Origin of the sequence: Streptomyces chrestomyceticus JCM 4735, assembly GCF_003865135.1 — a bacterium.
Classification (GTDB): domain Bacteria; phylum Actinomycetota; class Actinomycetes; order Streptomycetales; family Streptomycetaceae; genus Streptomyces; species Streptomyces chrestomyceticus.
Genome location: NZ_BHZC01000001.1, coordinates 4,661,784 through 4,682,586, shown reverse-complemented (window position 1 = coordinate 4,682,586; position 20,803 = coordinate 4,661,784). Strand labels below are relative to the sequence as shown.

Below are 20,803 nucleotides of genomic sequence, written 5' to 3'. Positions count from 1 at the left end.
TTGTGCGCCGGCGGTACGGGAGGGCCGGGCCCGGCCGACTCGCTCGCGGCTCCGTGACCGCTCCCTGACCGATCTCCTGGCTGATCCCGGGCCTGTCCCCGCACCGGCCTGCACGCCGATCTCCTCTCCGATCTCCGCGCCAAATCCCTCTGCCGCCCGGAGCGGCCAAGTTAGAGTGCGGTTCGCAGGCGTCTTCCGGATGGTGACGTTCCGGAAAATAACGAGCGAGGCAGGGCCCGGCCGGGCGTCGACGAGGGCCCCTGGGAGACGCGGGCGGAGCGGGAGCGGCTCCCGCCACCGGGGCTGTGCCGCCCCGGCGACCCGACCAGGGGGTTGGCGTTGGCAACGGTGAACGGTGAATCCGTTTCGCACCCCACGTTGATCGGCTCGGTGCAGCGGGCGCTGCGCCTGCTGGAGGCGGTGGGCGCGCACTCCGCCGGTGCGCCCGCCAAACAACTGGCCAGAGAGGCGGGCCTGCCGCTTCCGACGACGTACCACCTGCTGCGGACCCTGACGCACGAGGGCTACCTGCGGCGCGAGAACGGGGTGTTCGTCTACGGAGAGGCCGCCGGCACCATCGGGAGAGCGGGCGCCGAGCGGTGCCGCCGTGCCGAGCTGGGGGACGCGCTGGCCGTCGTGGGCAGACGGATCGGCGCCGCGGCCTACTTCGCGGTCTACCGGGAGGGCGAGGTGGAGGTGGTGGCCGCCACCGAGGACCCGCAACGGCCGCCGGTGGAGGAGTGGGTGGACTTCCGTACCACCGCGCACGCACATGCGATCGGGCAGTGTCTGCTCGCACAACTCGACGAACAGGCCAGGAAGGATCACCTGGCCAGGTACCCGGTGCAGTCGCTCACGCCCTATTCGGTGCGGTGCGAGGACGACCTGCTGCACCGGCTGGACGCGGTGCGCCGCGCCCAAGTCGCCTATGAGCAACAGGAATATGCCTTGGGCACAGTATGCTCGGCGATTCCGATCCAGGTGGGTTCGGCGGCCGCGACCGTGGCGATTTCTCTTCCCGCGAGCGACGCTCAGCGCCTACACTGCGTTACCGAACGACTACGCAGAATGGCGGAGGCGACGTTAACAACACTCGCTTTCTCTATCAGTATCTGAAAAATCACTCCTTGTGATCCGTTTGCACGTGACAGACGATGGCGTCAATGGGGCCAAGAGGGACGATTCCTGGCCATCTCCGACCAAGTACGGGGCAGAGGTTGATGACCGACACAGTTCAGGCAGAAGTGATCATGAGCTTCCTCGTGTCCGAGGAACTCGCCTTCCGTATCCCGGTGGAGCTGTACTTCGACCGCGCGGACCCCTATGCGGTCAGCTTCACCTTCGACCTTCCCGGCGATGTGCCCGTGACCTGGGCGTTCAGCCGGGAGCTGCTGCTGGACGGGCTGAGCAAGCCGTCCGGTGAGGGCGACGTACGCATCGAGCCGTCCTCCTCCGAGCACCTCAGCGATGTCTTCATCAGCCTCCAGGTGGCCGATGAACGGGCGCTGTTCCGGGCCGGCGCTCCGCCACTGGTGGCCTTCCTCGACCGTACGGACCGACTCGTACCGATCGGGGAGGAAGAGGTGTGCGACACGCTCGACTCGACATTGGACCGGATTCTTTCGGAGGCGCAGAAGGCGGGGTGAGCGGGCAGCGGCCGGACCGGCCGACCCGGGTCGTGTGCCCGGCCGGTTCAGGGCAGAGCTCGCGTCCGGTTGCCGGGTTCAGTGCTTGCGTCGCCGCCTGCCGCTGCCGGCGCCCCGACTCGCGCGCCGTCCTGCGCTCCGCCCCGTGCCCGGCCTCGTACCCGGCCCTGGACCTCGGCGGGCGCCCCGGCCCCCCTCCTGGCCCGTGCCCTCGCCTGTGCTCCGGCCCATGGCCTGGCCCGCCTCCAGGCCCGTATCCCGGTCCGCGGAGACGACCAGCGCCGCCAGCAGCGTGGTCAGCGGTACGGACGCGACCAGACCGATGCTGCCCACCAGCGTGCGGACGACCTCCTCGGCCACCACCTCGCTCGTGGCGACCGTACCGACGCTGCTCTGTGCGATCGTGAACAGCAACAGGAGCGGCAGTGCCGCGCCCGCGTAGGCGAGTACGAGCGTGTTGACCACGGACGCGATGTGATCGCGGCCGATGCGCATCGCCGACGTGTAGAGCTTGCGCCAGCCTGCCGACGGGTCGGCCTCCTTCAGTTCCCAGACCGCGGCGGTCTGGGTGACCGTCACATCGTCGAGCACGCCCAGCGACCCGATGATGATGCCCGCCAGCAGCAGGCCGCGGACTTCGATGTCGGGGTAGAGGCCGTGCACCAGCCCCGTTTGGTCGTCGGTGTTGCCGGTCAGCAGGGCCCACCCGATGAAGACGGAGCCGAGCAGGCCGATCAGCAGCAGCGAGACCAGCGTGCCCAGTACGGCGACGGACGTACGTGCCGTCAGGCCGTGGCACAGGTAGAGGGCGACCAGCATGATCGCGCTGCCCCCGACGATGGCGACCACCAAGGGGTCTGATCCCTGGAGGATGGCGGGGAGGATGAACAGCGTCAGGACCAGGAAGCTCACGACGAGCGCGACCAGCGCGAGGGCGCCGCGCAGCCGTCCGACCACGACGACCGCCGCGGCGAAGAGGGCGGCAAGTATCCACATCGGAAAGGTTCGGTCCACATCGGTGACCGAATACTGCAAGTCTTTGGGCGCTTTGGGTGAGTACGCGACCACTACACCTTGACCGGCCCGGTAGTGCCGTGTGGCGTCGGGCGTCACGACCGACTCGAAGCGCCGGCCCGTGTCCTTCCCCGTGGTCACCTCGATGACCGCCCGCTCGCAGTGCTTGGCCGGTTGGGGCCCGGCGGGGGACGACGGTTGCTGCTGCGAAGGCTGTTGTGGCTGCTGGGCGTGGACGTCCTCGCACTTCACTTCCTCGACCTTCACCACCTTCGCCTTCTCGGTGGGCCGGTCGAAGCCGACACCGGTCGGCTGGTGACCGGGCGCGCCGCCCGGCCACAGCACGACCAGCCCGACCAGGACCGCGGCGGTGAACGGGACGAGCACCGCGGCGATGACCTTGCGGAGATGGCGCGAGACGGGGGCCGCGGGGCCGTGCCCATGACTGTGCCCGTGCCCGTGCCCGTGGCCATGGCCGTGCCCATGATCGCGGCGGTGTCCGCGGCCGGAGCCGTGCTCCTGTCCGGCTCCGGCTGCGAGGCCGTGCTCGTGTCCGGGACCGGCCCCGGACCCCACCCCTGAGGCGGACATGGGCCCGGACCCGTGCGACGGACCGGAAACGTGGTCGTGCGCGGAGTGCGAAGGCTCGTTGCTGGTCACCGCCCGATCATCGCAAGAACTGGCAGGGCCCCCTGTTCACCGCGCCACACCGGCCGCTACCGTGGTGGCACCTTTGCAATCGCGGGAGCTCGGAGCACCGGGCTGAGAGGGCGCTGACCCCCGTACGGAACGTCCGGCCGAAGCCGGGAACGCCGTCACGGACATCGCTGCGTCGACCGCCGAACCTGTTACCGGGTAATGCCGGCGTAGGGAGTGGGTCTTCATGACTCTGCAGGATGCACGCACGCCCGAAAACGGCCAGCACTCCGCCACGGAGATCGGCTGGCACAAGGGCTACCTCTCCGGATCGCGCCCCGACATCAGGGTCCCGGTCCGGCGTGTGCACCTCACCAACGGCCAGGACGTGACGCTCTACGACACGTCGGGGCCGTACACCGACCCCCATATCGAAAACGACGTCCGCCGCGGCCTGGCGCCGCTGCGGGAGAACTGGATCATCAGCCGCGGCGACACCGAGGAGTACGCGGGGCGGCCGCCGCGGCCCGAGGACGACGGCCTCAAGCACACCTCGCCGCGCGGCGGCCTGAAGAACCTCGACGCGGTCTTCCCCGGCCGCCCCCGGCAGCCGCGCCGGGGCCGGGACGGCGCCGCGGTCACCCAGCTCGCGTACGCGCGGCGGGGCGAGGTCACGGCGGAGATGGAGTACGTCGCGATCCGCGAGAACGTCTCTCCCGAGTTCGTACGGGACGAGATCGCGGCCGGCCGGGCGGTGCTGCCCGCCAACGTCAACCACCCGGAGATCGAGCCGATGATCATCGGCAAGAACTTCCTGGTGAAGGTCAACGCGAACATCGGCAACTCCGCCGTCACCTCCTCCATCGAGGAGGAGGTGGAGAAGATGACCTGGGCGACCCGCTGGGGCGCCGACACGGTCATGGACCTGTCCACCGGCCGCAACATCCACACCACCCGGGAGTGGGTGCTGCGCAACTCTCCCGTGCCCATCGGCACCGTCCCCCTCTACCAGGCACTGGAGAAGGTGGACGGCAAGGCCGAGGAACTGTCCTGGGAGATCTACAAGGACACGGTCATCGAGCAGGCCGAACAAGGCGTCGACTACATGACCGTGCACGCCGGGGTCCTGCTGCGGTACGTCCCCCTGACGGCCCGCCGCAAGACCGGCATCGTCTCGCGCGGTGGTTCGATCATGGCGGCGTGGTGCCTCGCGCACCACAAGGAGTCGTTCCTCTACACCCACTTCGAGGAACTCTGCGACATCCTCGCCTCCTACGACGTCACCTACTCGCTCGGCGACGGGCTGCGCCCCGGTTCCATCGCGGACGCCAACGACGAGGCGCAGTTCGCGGAGTTGCGGACGCTCGGCGAACTCAACTCGATCGCCAAGCGGCACGGCGTCCAGACGATGATCGAGGGCCCGGGCCACGTCCCGATGCACAAGATCAAGGAGAACATCGACCTCCAGCAGGAGATCTGCGAAGAGGCCCCGTTCTACACGCTCGGCCCGCTGACCACCGACATCGCACCGGCGTACGACCACATCACCTCCGGGATCGGCGCGGCGATGATCGCCTGGTGGGGTACGGCGATGCTCTGCTACGTCACGCCCAAGGAACACCTGGGCCTGCCGGACCGGGACGACGTGAAGACCGGCGTCATCACGTACAAGATCGCGGCCCATGCGGCGGACCTGGCCAAGGGCCACCCGGGGGCCCAGGAGTGGGACGACGCGCTGTCCGACGCGCGCTTCGAGTTCCGGTGGGAGGACCAGTTCAACCTGGCCCTCGACCCGGACACCGCCCGCGCCTTCCACGACGAGACGCTGCCGGCGGAGCCGGCGAAGACGGCGCACTTCTGTTCCATGTGCGGCCCGAAGTTCTGCTCGATGAAGATCTCCCAGGACATCCGCCGCGAACACGGCGGCGACCTGGCGGCCGCCTCGGAGGTGGAGGCCGGCATGGCCGAGAAGTCGAAGGAGTTCGCGGCGGCGGGGAATCGGGTGTATTTGCCGATCGCGGAGTGACGGTGCTGAGACTGTGACCTCCAGTCACAGTCTCAGAAACTTCCGGCCAGTTACCCACAGGGGCTGACCTGCGTACTCGCGTGAACGCTCACGGGAAATGAGGGTTCCGCCGATACATCTGGCAGGATCCCTCCGGGTTGTCCACAGGCTGGTGTGAGCACCGGAGCAAGGCTATCGTGCGACGACGAACGGGCCCGAAGCCGCAAGTAACGGTTGCGGCTTCGGGCTCGCTCATCTCCTACTTGGGCGGCAGCTCTGCGACGTAAACGGGGTGACCGTCGTTGCTCAGCCCCTGTTGGCGGATGCAGCGGTGCTTCTGGAGGAAGCGCAGGCACGCGTGGACGCGCTGCTGGGAAAGCCCGGTCTTCGCGGCCAGCGTCTCCGTCGAACAACTGACCCGTCCGGCTTCGGCCAGTGTGGGCAGGATGTACACGGCGACAGCCCATACGTCCTCGGTGAGGCGCAGCCGGGTCTTCCACTGAGCGAAGAGGTCCTCGGTCGTGAGCCGCAATGCGCGTTTGTCCACGACCGGGTCGGCATCCGCCTCGGGCTGCAGCGTTTCGGCCATACGAGTCCAAGCCCGCTCGGCCCGCCGCAGCGTCTCCAAGATCTCCGTCTGGAAGCGCTCGTTGCGCACTTCCAGACGGGTCAGGGCTTCGACCATCTCGCGCGGCGCGACGACCGATTCGGGGACCGTCGTCCGGCGGCAGCTGATCTCCGAAGCCTTCAAGGAGTACGAGCCGTCCCGTTGCACGGTGAAGATGACCTCTGACACCCACTTCTTGAAGAGGGCGGCATCCGGTTTGTTGCAGGCGTTCACCAGTTGGATCAGGCCCTGGAGATTGACTACGTGCAAGTCTCGGCGCCACTCCCGACCTGCGGGAATGCTGAGACCGTAACGTGAGGTTACGTTCTCGAGCGTGGACTTGCCGCCAGGGTGCACATGGTCGGCGAGCGCCTTACGCGCGTTGGTATGGCCCAGTTCGCGGCACAGGTCGATGGCCGGGAACCAGTGTTCGCCGTCCGGCATCGTCAGCCTGCGCAGTCGGGCCGCGGTTGCCGCGTAGACGAAGTCGTTGATGTCCAATGCGTCTCGCCTGACCGGCTTTCCCGGTGGCTTCTTGTATTCGCTCATCACGAATCACCTCCACCGCCGAACGTAAGTCCCCCACCACCCCAACCCCCGCCCGATAAACCTGATTTCACTCCATCGGGGCGGGTCTGCCGCACGCCCCGAGGGGGCCCGGCACCGGGCCCCCTCGGGTGTGGTTCGCGGGCGCTACTCGGGATGGTGGTCCGGGCCGCCGTAGTCGGGGCTGGTGAAGTCCGGGCTGGTGAAGCGGGGTCGGGGAGCGGCGGGCGGGCCGCCGTCCGGGCTGGTGAAGTCGGGCCGTGAGTAGCCCAGGGTCGGGATACGGCCGCCTTCGACGCCGCGGCGCGGCACGTACCGGGCCGTACCGTGGCCGTTGACGCCGGCCGGGTCGGACAGGGCCTCGCGCAGGAACGGCAGGATGCCGCGCTCCAGGAGCGCCTGCCGCCAGGCGTCCCGGGCGAGGTCCACCTCCCGGGCCCGGCCGCTCCGGACGTCGCCCGCGCGTGGTGCGCGGAGCGAGGTCGAGCCGTTGCGCCAGGCCGCGAGGACCAGGCTCGCCATGGCGATGAGCGCCCCCGCGGCGGTGATCGCCGCGAAGACCCAGCCCACACTGATCATCGGCTGGGCGGCGGACGGGTCGGTGCCGACCGTCCGCAGTACGTACCCGATGACCAGGAACAGGACGGCGGCGATCCCCGCCAGTACCGGGGCCAGCACCGCGAGCATCGCGGCCAGCCCGGCACCGGCCGGTTCGGCGGCCTCGCCCACGGTCGTGGCGAGGTCGATCCCCGCGCCGCCCGCGGAAGCGCCTTTCTCCTCGCGGCCTTCCACGGGGCCGGCGTCCGGTGCGGGTGCCGGAGCGCGCAGCTCGTCGCGGAGCCGTACGTAGTGTCGGTATTCGGCCGTCGCGCATGCGGCGATGGCCGATGTGGCGCTGAGCGCCATGGTGCGCAACTGCTCGGTGTTGAGGTGCTTACCCGCCGCGGAGGTCATGTCCGGTCGGTATTCCGCGGTGCGCAGCGCCTCGTCGAGGAGCCGCGCGAATTCCGCGCGATCCTCGCTCAGCAGGTGCGGAGCGCTGTTCATGTGCATCCCCCGATGCTCCGTAGGGCCGTACAGGCCGGCGTGGGCCGGGCAGTGGGCGGAAACGGAGGAGAGCCTGCTACGGATAGACCGATGGTAGAGCGCCTCCGGCACGGGGTGACAGGGTGTTTGCGGAAATAAGGACCGCTCCTGCCGGGCTCGGACCCCGCTGCGCCACTTCCCTACCTGCCGCTACCCCTGCCCGGATAACGGTCAGGCAGTCAGGGGAAGTTGTACGACCAGTAGTTTTCCGGCCATGGTGATCCCGCCGTCCATGGCGATGGCCAGCCCGTCGGCGTAGACGTGCGGACCGTCGACGGCGACGCCCTCGCCTTCGTCGTCGTCCTCGCCGCCGACCTCGCCGAGGAGGTACGGGATCGGGCTGTGGCCGTGCACGACGCGCCGGCCGCCGTAGGTGTCGAGGAGTTCGCGTACGGCCACGGGGCCGGCTTCCTCGTCGCGGAAGGCGAACCGCTTGGTGAACTTGCGGAACAGGTCCCAGACCTCGTCCGCGTCGCTGCGCGTGAGGACGTCGTGGACGGTGTCGTTGACGTCCTCGATGGAGTCGCCGTACTCCAGGTAGGCCGTGGTGTCGGAGTGCACGAGCAGGTGCCCGTCCTCCTCCGAGACGGCGTCGAGGCGGGCCATCCACTGCAGGTGGTGGTCCTGGAGGCGGTCCATGTCGGTCTTCTGGCCGCCGTTGAGGAGCCAGGCGGCCTGGAAGGACGCGGTGCCGGCGCCGGACTGGACCGGGGTGTCACCGAACCGCTTGGCGCCGAGGAGCAGCAGTTCGTGGTTGCCCATCAGGGCCTTGCAGTAGCCGCCGGCCGCCGCGGCCTCGGCGGACAACTGCATGACGAGGTCGATGACGCCGATGCCGTCCGGGCCGCGGTCGGTGAAGTCGCCGAGGAACCACAGGCGGGCGTTGCCGGCGGCCCACTGACCGTCGGCGTCGATGAGGCCCTCGGCGGCGAGCGCCTCGCGCAGCTCGTCGTAGTAGCCGTGCACGTCGCCGACGACGTACAGCGGGCCGCCGCCCTCCTGCTGCCCGTCGGCCGGTACGGCCGATTCGGGCACGGCCGTCAGGTCGACGGTCGGGCGGTCGATGAGGGTGTCCGTACGGGTGACGGGCGGGAGGTCCGTACGGCCGTCGGTGCGGCCGGGGCCACCGGCCGTGGCGACGGGGCCGATGACCGGGAGGGAGCGCTCGGTGGGCGTGTACTCGGGCGGCATGCCGTGCGGAGGCGCGCCCGCGGAGGCCGGCGGAGCCGTCGGCTGCGGGGGGACCCCGGGTGCCGGGGGCACCGGTGGGGCAGGCGGCTGCCCCGGAGCCGGAGGTTGTGCCGGCATGGTCCGCACCATGGGTCCCACACTGGCCCCCTGAGTCATCGACCCCTCCACCGTCGCGCCGCCGTGCACCTCGCGGACCTTGCCTGGTCGACGGCGGTCCGTGGTGTCGTGCGCCCATCATAGGAATGCCGCTCGCGGGTTGTGACGCACCCGGGGGTGCTCAATCGCTCGGCGCCCGGTGTTCGCTGCCGTTTTCTCCGGGATACACCCGATTTTATCCCGGGCGTCCGGGGGCCGGACGGGCGGCGCGGCGACGGCGGGAGGACGGTACGACGTGCCGAAGTCGCCCGGAGGGGTGTTCCGGCAGATGGGCGTACGGGTGGGGGCGGACGGGGCGCCCGCATGCCTCGCTCCGGACACACCTCCGGCCGTGCGGACGCGGAAGGCGCGTCCACACGGCCGCTCGAACGTGTGACGGTCGGATCCGGAGGGGCCGCCGTGGTGACCGGCGGGGTCAGGCCCCGGACGGCCCCCGCGGCGGGCTGACGGTCGTCCGTGTGGACCTGCGCTGGGAGGAGGTCCGCACGATCAGGTCCGTCGGTATCACCTGCTCGACCGGTCGTCCGCTGTCCAGCCCTTCGATGGCGTCGATGAGGAGCTGGACGACGGCGGTGCCGATCCGGCGGGGTTTGAGGGAGAGGGTGGTGATCGGCGGTTCGGTCGTGGCGTAGACCGTGGACTCGCTGCAGCAGACCAGCAGCAGATCCTCGGGGACGCGCAGGCCGTAGCGTCTGGCCGCCGCCAGCAGGTCGGTGCCGTTCGGGTCGAACAGGCCGTACACCGCGTCCGGGCGGTCCGGACGGGCCAGCAGGCGGTCGGCGGCCACCGCGCCCGCGCACGGGTCGTGCGCGGGGTAGGACTCGTACACCGGGTCCTGTCCGACGCGCTCGCACCAGCGCAGGTACGCGGTGGTGGAGAGCCGGGTGTAGGTGTCGGTGGTGGTGCCGGTGAGCAGGCCGATGCGGCGGGCGCCGGCCTCGGCGAGGTGGTCGAGGAGGCCGAGCACGGCCGCCTCGTGGTCGTTGTCGACCCAGCCCATCACGGGGAGGGTGCCGCCGGGCCGGCCGTCGGAGACGACGGGGATGCCGTGCCGTACGAGCTCGGTGACGACGGGATCGCCGTCGGCCGGATCGATGACGACGGTGCCGTCGAGGGCGACGTTCGACCAGACGTCGTGGCGGGAGGTCGCGGGCAGGATGACGAGGGCGTACCCGCGGGCGAGCGCCGCCGAGGTGGCGGCTCTGGCCATTTCCGCGAAGTACGCGAATTCGGTGAAGGTGAAAGGTTCATCCCCGTACGTGGTGACGGTCAGGCCGATGAGCCCTGACTTGCCGGTACGGAGCGTGCGGGCGGCGGCGGAAGGGCGGTAACCCAACCGGTCGGCCACCTCGCGGACGTGGCGACGGGTGGCATCCGGAAGCCGGCCCTTGCCGTTGAGCGCGTCGGAGACAGTCGTGATGGATACCCCGGCTGCGGCGGCCACGTCCCGGATGCCTGCCCGCCCCAGCCGGCGACCGGTAGACCGGCTCACCTGGTGCTTCCCTGCTGCTGTCATGGCGAGCCGATAGTAGGGCTCGGGCGGTCCTTTCGCGGGGCGCTGTGTGCAGGAGTGGAAAGGCACGTTTCTGCACGGTCGAATGACCCGTATGACCTGTGAAACAGAGGGAGTTGGGGGCCTTCACCAGCGACTGTTTGAGGAACGTTGGGAGTCGCCGGTCGATTGGTCCAGGTCTCGGAGCGGTCTCAAGTCACCTTCACGAGGGATGCGCGCCACGGCGCGAGCCACCGGCGCGTAACGGAGGGCGTAGCGCTCCCCAAGGGCTGTGCGCGGTGGCGGCGGGGTGTGGGGGCGATCTTGCGGCGGGCGGAACTCCGCCCGGACGATCTTTCCGTACGGGGCGGCGGCCGGTGTGCACGATCTTTCCCGGAGCATGATCCTTCGGCAAGGCGGCCACCGGGACGGGATGCCTCCTGGGGGTGGCCCACGCCGCCGACGGGACGCCGGACGAGGCCCGGGGACGCCGGACGAGGCCCCCGACGCGGCATCCGATCCCGCCGGGGCCTACGCCTGACGGAGCAATCCTCATAAGGTGTGCAGTATTGGCGACGGACGGCACGGTCGAGGAGGAACCTGCGGTGAGCGAGAAGAGCCCGAAGCTGCGCGCTGCGCTGGACGGCATCCCCACCTACAAGCCCGGCAAGCCGGCTGCGACGGGCGGTCCCGTCACGTACAAGCTGTCCTCCAACGAGAACCCGTACCCGCCGCTGCCGGGTGTCCTGGAGAGCGCCGTGGCCGCGGCCGGGGCCTTCAACCGTTACCCGGACATGGCCTGTACAGGCCTGATGACCGAGCTGTCGGAGCACTTCTCGGTGCCGGTCGAGCACCTGGCGACGGGCACCGGTTCGGTGGGGGTGGCCCAGCAACTGGTGCAGTCGACGGCCGGTCCGGGCGACGAAGTGATCTACGCATGGCGCTCCTTCGAGGCGTACCCGATCGTCACCCAGGTCGCCGGTGCCACGTCCGTACAGGTACCGCTGACCTCCGGTGAGGTGCACGACCTGGACGCGATGTACGAGGCGATAACCGACCGGACCCGGCTGATCTTCGTCTGCAACCCCAACAACCCCACCGGCACCGTCGTCCGCCGGGCGGAGCTGGAGGCGTTCCTGGACCGGGTGCCGAGCGACATCCTGATCGTGCTGGACGAGGCGTACCAGGAGTTCAACCGCGACGCGGACGTGCCGAACGGCCTGGACCTGTACCGGGACCGCCCCAACGTCTGTGTGCTGCGGACCTTCTCCAAGGCGTACGGGCTCGCCGGCCTGCGGATCGGCTTCGCGGTGGCCCACGAGCCGGTGGCGGCCGCGCTGCGCAAGACGGCCGTGCCGTTCGGCGTGAGCCAGCTCGCGCAGGAGGCGGCGGTGGCGTCGCTGCGCAGCGAGGGCGCGCTGATGGAGCGGGTGGACGCGCTGGTCACGGAGCGGGCGCGGGTCTGCGAGGCGCTGGCCGCGCAGGGCTGGACGGTCCCCGAGACGCACGCCAACTTCGTCTGGCTGCGGTTGGGCGACCGCACGCTCGACTTCGCGGCGGCGTGCGAGAAGGCGGGCGTGGTGGTGCGCCCGTTCCCCGGTGAGGGGGTGCGGGTGACGATCGGCGAGACGGCGGCGATGGACCTGTTCCTGCAGGCGGCCGAGCAGTTCCGCAAGGAGCTGTGAGCGGCGGGTAGCTGATACCACCGAGCGGGGGCGTGTGCCTAGGGGCGCGCGCCCCCGCTCTGCTGTCCGCCGAGGTGCGAGAAAGGGCCACGCGGCGCCTTTCCTGGGAGTGACGGTAGTCACGCACCCCCCGTCAGGGTCAGAAACCAGCCATGGGTGATAATTGCTTGTGAATGTGAACGCGTTCACAAGCGCGCCCCTTATGTACCGCTTCCATCGGGACAAAACGGGGCGAAGCAGCCGTAGACAGCACACGGCGACGTAAGGAGAGACCCGACGTGGACCTGGCGTTGGCGCCAGAGACCCTGGCGCGATGGCAATTCGGCATCACGACCGTCTACCACTTCCTCTTCGTCCCCCTCACGATCTCCCTCGCCGCCCTGGTGGCCGGGCTGGAGACCGCATGGGTGCGGACGGGCAAGCAGCAGTACCTCAAGGCCACCAAGTTCTGGGGCAAGCTCTTCCTGATCAATATCGCGATGGGTGTCGTCACCGGCATCGTCCAGGAGTTCCAGTTCGGGATGAACTGGTCCGACTACTCGCGGTTCGTCGGTGACGTCTTCGGCGCCCCGCTCGCGTTCGAGGCCCTCATCGCCTTCTTCTTCGAGTCCACCTTCATCGGCCTGTGGATCTTCGGCTGGGACAAGCTGCCCAAGAAGATCCACTGCTTCTGCATGTGGATGGTCTCGATCGGCACCATCCTGTCGGCGTACTTCATCCTCGCCGCCAACTCCTGGATGCAGCACCCGGTCGGCTACAAGTACAACGCCGCCAACGGCCGCGCCGAGCTGACCGACTTCTGGAAGGTGCTGACCCAGGACACCACGCTCGTCGTCGTCTTCCACACGCTGACCGCCGCCTTCCTGACCGGCGCCGCGTTCATGGTCGGCATCGCCGCGTACCACCTGATGCGCAAGAAGCACGTCAAGGTGATGCGTACGTCGCTGCGGCTCGGCCTGGTCACCCTGGTCATCGCCGGCGCGCTCACCGCGATCAGCGGCGACCAGCTCGGCAAGGTCATGTTCCGGCAGCAGCCGATGAAGATGGCCGCCGCCGAGGCGCTGTGGGACAAGGAGGGGCCCGCGCCGTTCTCCGTCTTCGCGTACGGAGACGTCGACAAGGGCCACAACAAGGTCGCCATCGAGATACCCGGGCTGCTCTCCTTCCTCGCGCACAACGACTTCTCCACGCCGGTCCCCGGCATCAACGACGTCAACAAGGCCGAACAGCAGAAGTACGGGCCCGGCGACTACCGGCCCAACATCCCGGTGGCCTACTGGGGCTTCCGCTGGATGATCGGCTTCGGCATGGCCTCGTTCGCCGTCGGCCTGGCCGGGCTCTGGCTCACCCGTAAGAAGTTCTGGCTCGCGCCGGGACTGCGGACGGGGGACGAGGAGCCACCCCACCTGGCGCTCACCAAGAACAAGGTGCTCGGCGCCCGGCTGAGCAAGCTCTACTGGTCGCTGGCGTTCGTCACCCTCGGCTTCCCGCTCATCGCCAACTCCTGGGGCTGGATCTTCACCGAGATGGGCCGCCAGCCCTGGGCGGTGTACGGCGTGCTGAAGACCTCCTCGGCGGTCTCCCCGGGCGTCTCGCAGGGCGAGGTGCTCACGTCGATGACCGTCTTCACGCTGCTGTACGCGATCCTCGCGGTCATCGAGGTCAGGCTGCTGGTCAAGTACGTCAAGGCCGGACCGCCGGAGCTGACGGACGACGACCTCAACCCGCCCACCAAGATCGGCGGCGACCACGCGGACGCCGACCGGCCGATGGCCTTCTCGTACTAGGGGGCGACCGTGGAACTCCATGACGTCTGGTTCGTACTCATCGCCGTGCTGTGGACCGGGTACTTCTTCCTCGAAGGATTCGACTTCGGCATCGGCGTCCTGACCAAGCTGCTCGCCCGGGACCGGAGCGAGCGGCGGGTCCTGATCAACACCATCGGCCCGGTCTGGGACGGCAACGAGGTGTGGCTGCTCAGCGCGGGCGGCGCGACCTTCGCCGCCTTCCCGGAGTGGTACGCCACCCTGTTCTCCGGCTTCTACCTGCCGCTGCTGCTCATCCTGATCTGCCTGATCGTGCGCGGTGTCGCCTTCGAGTACCGCGTCAAGCGGCCCGAGGAGCGCTGGCAGCGCAACTGGGAGCACGCCATCTTCTGGTGCTCGCTGCTCCCCGCGTTCCTGTGGGGTGTGGCCTTCGGCAACATCGTGCGGGGCGTGCAGATCGACGCGCACAAGGAGTACGTCGGCAGCGTCCTGGACCTGCTGAACCCGTACGCCCTGCTCGGCGGCCTGGTCACGCTGACCCTGTTCACCTTCCACGGCGCGGTCTTCGCCTCGCTGAAGACGCTGGGCGGCATCCGCGAGCGAGCCCGCCGGACGGCCACCGTCCTGGGCCTGGTCACCGCCGTGCTGGCGGTCGTCTTCCTGGGCTGGACCCAGCTCGACAAGGGTGACACCGCGTCCCTGGTCGCGATGGCCGTCGCGGTGGTGGCGCTGGTCGCCGGGCTGGTGATGAACCACCGCGGGCGGGAGGGCTGGTCGTTCGCGTTCTCCGGCGTCACGATCGTCGCCGCGGTCGCGATGCTGTTCCTGACGCTCTTCCCGAACGTGATGCCGTCCTCGCTGAACGAGAGCTGGAACCTCACGGTCTCCAACGCCTCGTCCAGTGCGTACACGTTGAAGATCATGACGTGGTGCGCGGGCATCGCCACCCCGATCGTCATGCTCTACCAGGGCTGGACCTACTGGGTCTTCCGCAAGCGGATCGGTACGCAGCACATCGCCGACGCCCACTAGGAAGCTCCCCCCGGTGGGGTCCCGGCGGGACCCCACCGGCCGTCACCGACTGATCAACTTCCGCCCGGGAGAGGTTGTTTCACGTGAAACCCGTCGACCCGCGCCTGCTGCGGTACGCCCGCGCCACCCGTTTCTTCCTCGCGGCGGTGGTGGTCCTCGGGCTGGCCGGCTCGGGACTGGTCATCGGCCAGGCCATGCTCATCGCCGAAGTCGTCGTCGGCGCCTTCCAGCGCGACCTCGATCTCGCGGGCCTGAGCACACCGGTGATGCTGCTCGTACTGGTCTCCGTCGGCCGTGGTCTGGTGGCCTGGCTGACGGAACTGGCCGCGCACCGGGCGAGCGCGGCGGTCAAGTCCGAGCTGCGTACGCGGCTGCTGACGCAGGCGGCGGCCGGTCTGGGGCCGGGCTGGCTGAGCACCCAGCGGTCCGGGGAACTCACCACCCTCGCCACCCGCGGTATCGACGCCCTCGACGACTACTTCGCGCGTTACCTGCCGCAACTGGGCCTGGCGGTCGTGGTGCCCGTCGCGGTACTGGCGCGGATCGTCGCAGGCGACTGGATCTCGGCCGCGATCATCGTCGTGACGCTGCCGCTGATCCCGCTGTTCATGATCCTCATCGGCTGGGCCACGCAGAACCGCATGGACCGCCAGTGGCGGCTGCTGTCGCGGCTGTCGGGCCACTTCCTGGACGTGGTCGCCGGGCTGCCCACACTGAAGGTCTTCGGCCGGGCCAAGGCGCAGGCCGCGTCCATCCGTGCCATCACCGGCGAGTACCGCCGCGCCACGCTGCGCACCCTGCGGATCGCCTTCCTGTCCTCCTTCGCGCTGGAACTGCTCGCCACGCTCTCGGTCGCGCTGGTCGCGGTCGGCATCGGGATGCGGCTGGTGCACGGCGATCTGGACCTGTACACGGGCCTGCTGGTGCTGATCCTGGCGCCCGAGGCGTATCTGCCGTTGCGGCAGGTCGGAGCGCAGTACCACGCGGCGGCCGAGGGTCTGGCGGCGGCGGAGGAGATCTTCGCGGTGCTGGAGACGCCGCCGCGTACGACGGGCGACGAGCCCGTTCCCGACAGCACCGCGCTGTCCGTCGAGGGACTCGTCGTGCGCCACCCCGGCCGCTCCCAACCCTCGCTCGCCGAGACGTCGTTCGAGGTCAGGCCCGGTGAGACGGTGGCACTCGTCGGCCCCTCCGGTGCGGGCAAGTCGACCTTGCTGAACGTCCTCCTCGGCTTCGCCGCGCCCGCGGCGGGACGGGTACGGGCCGGCGGCCGGGACCTCGCCACCGTCGACCCGGAGGCCTGGCGGCGGCAGATCGCCTGGGTGGCGCAGCGCCCGTACCTCTTCGCGGGCACCATCGCCGACAACGTGCGGCTGGCCCGCCCCGATGCGGACGACTCGGCGCTACGGGCCGCGCTCCGCGACGCCGGGGCCCTGGACTTCGTCTCCGCGCTGCCCGACGGCGCGGAGACCGTACTCGGCGAGGGCGGTTCCGGCCTGTCGGCGGGGCAGCGGCAACGCCTGGCCCTGGCCCGCGCGTTCCTGGCCGACCGCCCGGTCCTGCTGCTCGACGAGCCGACCGCGAACCTGGACGGCGAGACGGAGGCGGGCATCGTCGACGCGGTACGCCGCCTGGCGGCCGGCCGCACGGTGCTGCTGGTCGTCCACCGGCCCGCGCTACTGACGGTGGCGGACCGTACGGTGCGGCTGGCGGGTCCGGTGGTGGAGGCGGCGGCGCCGCAGGCGCAGGAGCTTGCCACGCCCGTGGAGCCCGCACGGGAGAGCCCCGACGAAGCCGCACGCGACGATCTTGCGGCCTCGGAGCCCGCGGACGGCCCGGACGTCGTACCCGGGGCCCGGCGTCCGGCGTTGGCGCGGCTGCGGGGCCTGGCGCGGGCCCGCTGGGGCCGGCTCGGACTGGCGCTGCTGCTGGGCAGCCTGGCGCTGGGCAGCGCCGTGGGCCTGATGGCCACGTCCGGATGGCTCATCTCCCGGGCGGCGCAGCACCCGCCCGTCCTGTACCTGATGGTGGCGGTCACCGCGACGCGGGCCTTCGGCATCGGCCGGGCCGTGTTCCGGTACGCGGAGCGGCTGGTGGCGCACGACGCCGTCTTCCGGATGCTCGCGGACGTACGGGTGGCCGTCTTCCGGCGCCTGGAGCGCCTGGCGCCCGCCGGGCTGCGGGCGCGCAGCAGCGGCGACCTGCTGTCGCGCCTGGTGGCCGATGTCGACGCCGTGCAGGACTACTTCCTGCGGTGGCTGCTGCCGGTCGGGGCGGCCGTGGTGGTCGGCGCGGGCTCCGTCGGGTTCACCGCCTGGCTGCTGCCCGAGGCGGGCGCCCTCCTCGCCGCCGGGCTGCTCCTGGCGGGTGTGGGGGTGCCGGCGCTGTCCGCCGTGCTCGCACGCCGTGCCGAGCGGCAGCTCTCCCCCGCCCGCGGTGTGCTCTCCGCCCACGTCCTCGACCTGCTGACCGGCACGGCCGAGCTGACGGTGTCCGGCGCGCTCGCCTCCCGTGTCGACCGGACGCGCCGCGCCGACCGCGACCTGACCCGGATCGCGTCCCGTTCGGCGGCCGCGGCCGGTGCCGGGGCCGGGCTGTCCGCGCTGCTGTGCGGGCTGACGGTGGCCGCGGCGGCCGTCGTGGGCGTCCAGGCCGTTCATGAGGGGCGGCTGACGGGCGTGTGCCTGGCGGTCGTGGTGCTCGTTCCGCTCGCCGCGTTCGAGGCCGTGGCGGGGCTGCCGCTCGCCGTGCAGTACCGGCAGCGCACGCGCCGGGCGGCCGAGCGGGTCTTCGAGGTGCTGGACGCGCCCGAGCCGGTCACCGAACCGGCCGGCCCGGTGGCCGTACCGCTGCCGGACTCCCCGTTCCCGATGGTCGTCGAGGGGCTCACGGCCCGGTACCCCGGTCAGTCGGTGCCCGCGCTGGACGGTGTCGGCTTCGTCCTCCCCGCCGGGCGGCGGCTGGTGGTCGTCGGCCCGTCCGGTTCGGGCAAGACGACGCTCGCCCAGGTGCTGCTGCGCTTCCTGGACCGGGAGGCGGGCTCGTACACGCTGAGCGGAGTGGACGCGGCGGCAGCGGACGGTGACGCCGTACGGCGGCAGGTCGGCCTGTGCGCGCAGGACGCGCACCTCTTCGACAGCTCCGTACGGGAGAACCTGCGGCTCGCGCGGCCCGGAGCGGGCGAGGGCGACCTGTGGGACGCGCTCACGCGGGCCCGCCTGGCCGACTGGGTCCGGTCGCTGCCCAACGGGCTGGACACGATGGTCGGCGAGCACGGTGCCCGGCTCTCCGGCGGCCAGCGGCAGCGTCTCGCGCTGGCCCGCGCGCTGCTCGCCGACTTCCCCGTCCTGGTGCTGGACGAGCCCGCCGAACACCTCGACCTGGCCACCGCCGACGCCCTGACCGCCGACCTGCTGGCCGCGACCGAGGGCCGTACGACCGTGCTGATCACGCACCGGCTGGAGGGCCTGGAGGCCGTCGACGAGGTGCTGGTCCTCGACGAGGGGCGGCCCGTCCAGCACGGCACGTACGCGGAGCTGGCGGTGGCCGACGGCCCGTTCCGCCGGATGCGGGAGCGGGAGCTGGCGGTGGACGCGCGCGCCGGAGTCCGAGGAATCGCGGACACGCGTCCGGCCGACACGGTGAACGGCTGAAGAACGACGGGTGCCGGCGTCCGCTGCGTACGGTGGCGGCGGACGTCCGGACCGGGGTGACGTGGCAGCCCGGGGCGGTCCGGGGTGGTCCGGTCCGGCGTCCGAATTGCCGTATAGAAGGCTTTCATCGGGAAAGCGACTATTAGGCTCGTCCCATGGCAGTCACGACAGGACCCTCAGACCCCATGGGCACCGGGGCACCCGACGGCACGGGCTCCGGGACGGCACCCACGGGCGCCGACGGCGCGTCCGCGTCCGGCTCCGCCTCCGACCCCATGGAAGCGGCCACCGAGGCGACCCGCAGCCTCCAGGGCCTGTCGACCGAGCTGACCGCACGGGTACCGCAGCTCCTGGAGGCGATGCGTACCGTCGGCGCGGGCCTGGATCTGCACATCACCCTGGACCGGATCGTGGAGACCGCCGCCGAGCTGGCCGACGCCCGCTACGCCGCGATCGGGATCATCGACGAGGCGCGGGAGGGCCTGTCGGACTTCGTGACGTACGGCGTCAGTGCCGAGGAGCACGCCCGGATCGGCGCGCTGCCGGACGGGCACAAGGGGCTGCTCGGCGCCCTCATCCATGACCCGAAGGCGCTACGGCTGGCGGACCTCACCCAGGACGTGCGGTCGGCGGGCTTTCCGCCGGGACACCCGCCGATGCGGACCTTCCTCGGGGTGCCGATCCGCGTCCAGGGGGAGATTTTCGGCAACCTCTATCTGACCGAGAAGCGTGGGGGCGGCGAGTTCAGCGAGGGCGATCTGCACATGGTGCGGGTGCTCGCCACCGAGGCGGGCATCGCCATCGGCAACGCGCGGATGTACGCGGCGACGCGGCAGCGGGAGCGGTGGATCGACGGCGCGGCCGCCGTGACCACCGCGCTGCTGGCCGGCAGCGACGTGGACGACGCGCTCGCGGTCGTCGCCGAACAGGCCCGCAAGCTGGCCGACTCCGCGGCCGGCATCGTGCTGCTGCCCGCGGCGGACGGCGGACTGGAGATCGTCGCGGCGTCGGCGGACGATCCCGCCGGCCTCATCGGCACCCACATGCCGGCCGAGAGCCCGGTGGCCGCGCAACTGCTGGCCGGCGAGCCGGTGTTCGTGGAGGACTCGGCCACCGACCCGCGGATGGTCACGGACGTCGCGTCGCGGTTCGGCCCCAGCATGCTGCTGCCCCTCAGGAGCGGCGGCCGGGTGCTGGGCACACTGGCGACACCGCGGGAGCGCGGCGACCGCCCCTTCACCACCGCCGAACGCACGCTGGCCACCCAGTTCGCCGCCCAGGCCGCGCTGGCGCTCGTGCTGGCCGACGCGCAGCGCGACCGCGAGCGGCTGGCCGTCTACGAGGACCGCGACCGGATCGCCCGTGATCTGCACGACCTGGTCATCCAGCGGCTCTTCGCGACCGGGATGATGCTGGAGAGCGCGCAGCGCAGGGCGGTCGTGCCGGAGGTGCAGGAGGGCATCGGCAAGGCCGTCGACGAGCTCGACGTCACCATCCAGGAGATCCGTACCGCGATCTTCGCGCTGCAACAGGGCCCGGCCGAGGCGCCGTCCGGGCTGCGGACCCGGGTGCTGCGGGAGATCGGGACCGCCGCCGTGCCGCTCGGCTTCCAGCCGTCGGCGAACTTCGTCGGCCCGGTGGACGCCCGCGTCGGCGAGCTGACCGGCAAGAACCTGATCGCCGCGCTGCGCGAGGCGCTGTCCAACGCGTTCCGGCACGCGGACGCCTCGCGCATCGAGGTCGTCGTGGACTCGACGATCAAGCTGCCGGACGGCCGGGACGGCGTACGGCTGACGGTCGCCGACGACGGCGTGGGCATCCCGGACGGCGGCCGGCGCAGCGGCCTGCGCAACCTCGCGAAGCGGGCCGAGTCGCTGGGCGGGTCCAGTACGTACGGGCCGGGCCTGGGGGAGGGCGGGGCGGGGACGATGGTGACCTGGGAAGCGCCGCTCTGAGGGGGCCGGAGGTCGGGAGCCGGAGCAGGGGACCGTAGGCCAGGGGCCAGGGGCGGTGGTCGCGGCCGGGAGGGGGCCGTGCGGTGTGACGAGGCCCGGGTGCCTCCATACGGACCAGCCGGTGTACCTCCGTCTGGTTCAACCGGTATTCGAGTGATCTGTCGCGTTGCCGGAGCGGCTGATTCCGGCCATTCCGTGGGGGGCGGGTTGCTCCTTTCGGGGCTCCGTGAGCGAGGTTGGCGAAACGTTTTAGTTGGTTTTGTTCGTGTTTGGGCAACTATCTGCCCATGTGTCCAGGTCTGCTGGATTGGCTGCGTAAGACGGTCCGAGGAC

General features: G+C 70.7%; 13 protein-coding genes. 8 read left to right on the top strand and 5 right to left on the bottom strand.

The window, feature by feature from the left end; genetic code table 11:
* Positions 1-339: 339 nt before the first annotated feature.
* On the top strand, positions 340-1,116 hold the full coding sequence (locus tag EJG53_RS20070) for an IclR family transcriptional regulator (RefSeq protein WP_125045996.1): 777 nt from the start codon (positions 340-342) through the stop codon (positions 1,114-1,116).
* A gap of 104 nt (positions 1,117-1,220) precedes the next feature.
* On the top strand, positions 1,221-1,646 hold the full coding sequence (locus tag EJG53_RS20065; protein WP_031006684.1) for an SsgA family sporulation/cell division regulator: 426 nt from the start codon (positions 1,221-1,223) through the stop codon (positions 1,644-1,646).
* A 78-nt stretch (positions 1,647-1,724) separates the two neighbouring features.
* Here EJG53_RS20065 and EJG53_RS20060 read toward each other — a convergent pair whose 3' ends face one another.
* Positions 1,725-3,251: a YibE/F family protein gene (locus tag EJG53_RS20060; protein WP_125049463.1), complete on the bottom strand. Its 1,527-nt coding sequence runs from the start codon at positions 3,249-3,251 to the stop codon at positions 1,725-1,727.
* 292 nt (positions 3,252-3,543) lie between these two features.
* Here EJG53_RS20060 and thiC point away from each other — a divergent pair, with 292 nt between their 5' ends.
* Positions 3,544-5,322 carry a phosphomethylpyrimidine synthase ThiC gene (gene thiC / locus EJG53_RS20055; RefSeq protein WP_125045995.1) on the top strand — a complete coding sequence of 593 codons (1,779 nt, stop codon included), beginning with the start codon at positions 3,544-3,546 and terminating at the stop codon, positions 5,320-5,322.
* Positions 5,323-5,560: 238 nt separating this feature from the next.
* On the opposite strand, the gene EJG53_RS20050 is transcribed toward thiC, so the two are convergent.
* The 4 genes from EJG53_RS20050 to EJG53_RS20035 form a co-directional block, all read right to left on the bottom strand.
* Positions 5,561-6,457 (bottom strand): BRO-N domain-containing protein, encoded by an 897-nt coding sequence (locus EJG53_RS20050; protein ID WP_125045994.1) that lies wholly within the window; start codon positions 6,455-6,457, stop codon positions 5,561-5,563.
* Between the two features lie 144 nt (positions 6,458-6,601).
* Complete coding sequence (locus EJG53_RS20045) at positions 6,602-7,507, bottom strand: hypothetical protein (protein WP_125045993.1); 906 nt, start codon at positions 7,505-7,507, stop codon at positions 6,602-6,604.
* Between the two features lie 204 nt (positions 7,508-7,711).
* Entirely contained in the window at positions 7,712-8,887 is a 1,176-nt protein-coding gene (locus tag EJG53_RS20040; protein ID WP_244955236.1) for a metallophosphoesterase, read from the bottom strand.
* A gap of 415 nt (positions 8,888-9,302) precedes the next feature.
* Entirely contained in the window at positions 9,303-10,403 is a 1,101-nt protein-coding gene (locus tag EJG53_RS20035; RefSeq protein WP_125045991.1) for a LacI family DNA-binding transcriptional regulator, read from the bottom strand.
* A gap of 581 nt (positions 10,404-10,984) precedes the next feature.
* On the opposite strand from EJG53_RS20035, the gene hisC reads away from it, so the two are divergent.
* The 5 genes from hisC to EJG53_RS20010 all read left to right on the top strand — a co-directional run bounded on the left by hisC (position 10,985) and on the right by EJG53_RS20010 (position 20,470).
* Positions 10,985-12,064: a histidinol-phosphate transaminase gene (hisC, locus tag EJG53_RS20030; RefSeq protein WP_125045990.1), complete on the top strand. Its 1,080-nt coding sequence runs from the start codon at positions 10,985-10,987 to the stop codon at positions 12,062-12,064.
* Between the two features lie 278 nt (positions 12,065-12,342).
* The gene (locus tag EJG53_RS20025; protein ID WP_031006702.1) at positions 12,343-13,851 is read left to right on the top strand and encodes a cytochrome ubiquinol oxidase subunit I; all 1,509 of its coding nucleotides are present in this window, start codon (positions 12,343-12,345) and stop codon (positions 13,849-13,851) included.
* A 9-nt stretch (positions 13,852-13,860) separates the two neighbouring features.
* The gene (cydB, locus tag EJG53_RS20020; protein WP_031006704.1) at positions 13,861-14,862 is read left to right on the top strand and encodes a cytochrome d ubiquinol oxidase subunit II; all 1,002 of its coding nucleotides are present in this window, start codon (positions 13,861-13,863) and stop codon (positions 14,860-14,862) included.
* Between the two features lie 83 nt (positions 14,863-14,945).
* Positions 14,946-18,515: a thiol reductant ABC exporter subunit CydD gene (gene cydD, locus EJG53_RS20015; RefSeq protein WP_125045989.1), complete on the top strand. Its 3,570-nt coding sequence runs from the start codon at positions 14,946-14,948 to the stop codon at positions 18,513-18,515.
* A gap of 275 nt (positions 18,516-18,790) precedes the next feature.
* On the top strand, positions 18,791-20,470 hold the full coding sequence (locus tag EJG53_RS20010) for a sensor histidine kinase (RefSeq protein ID WP_031006709.1): 1,680 nt from the start codon (positions 18,791-18,793) through the stop codon (positions 20,468-20,470).
* Positions 20,471-20,803: the final 333 nt, after the last annotated feature.

Coding starts and splice junctions, on each gene's coding strand:
- EJG53_RS20050 (WP_125045994.1), bottom strand. CDS start 6,457: ATGAGCGAATACAAGAAGCCACCGGGAAAGCCGGTCAGGCGAGACGCA.
- EJG53_RS20060 (WP_125049463.1), bottom strand. CDS start 3,251: ATGTCCGCCTCAGGGGTGGGGTCCGGGGCCGGTCCCGGACACGAGCAC.
- EJG53_RS20040 (WP_244955236.1), bottom strand. CDS start 8,887: ATGACTCAGGGGGCCAGTGTGGGACCCATGGTGCGGACCATGCCGGCA.
- EJG53_RS20045 (WP_125045993.1), bottom strand. CDS start 7,507: ATGCACATGAACAGCGCTCCGCACCTGCTGAGCGAGGATCGCGCGGAA.
- EJG53_RS20035 (WP_125045991.1), bottom strand. CDS start 10,403: ATGACAGCAGCAGGGAAGCACCAGGTGAGCCGGTCTACCGGTCGCCGG.
- thiC (WP_125045995.1), top strand. CDS start 3,544: ATGACTCTGCAGGATGCACGCACGCCCGAAAACGGCCAGCACTCCGCC.
- EJG53_RS20065 (WP_031006684.1), top strand. CDS start 1,221: ATGACCGACACAGTTCAGGCAGAAGTGATCATGAGCTTCCTCGTGTCC.
- EJG53_RS20010 (WP_031006709.1), top strand. CDS start 18,791: ATGGAAGCGGCCACCGAGGCGACCCGCAGCCTCCAGGGCCTGTCGACC.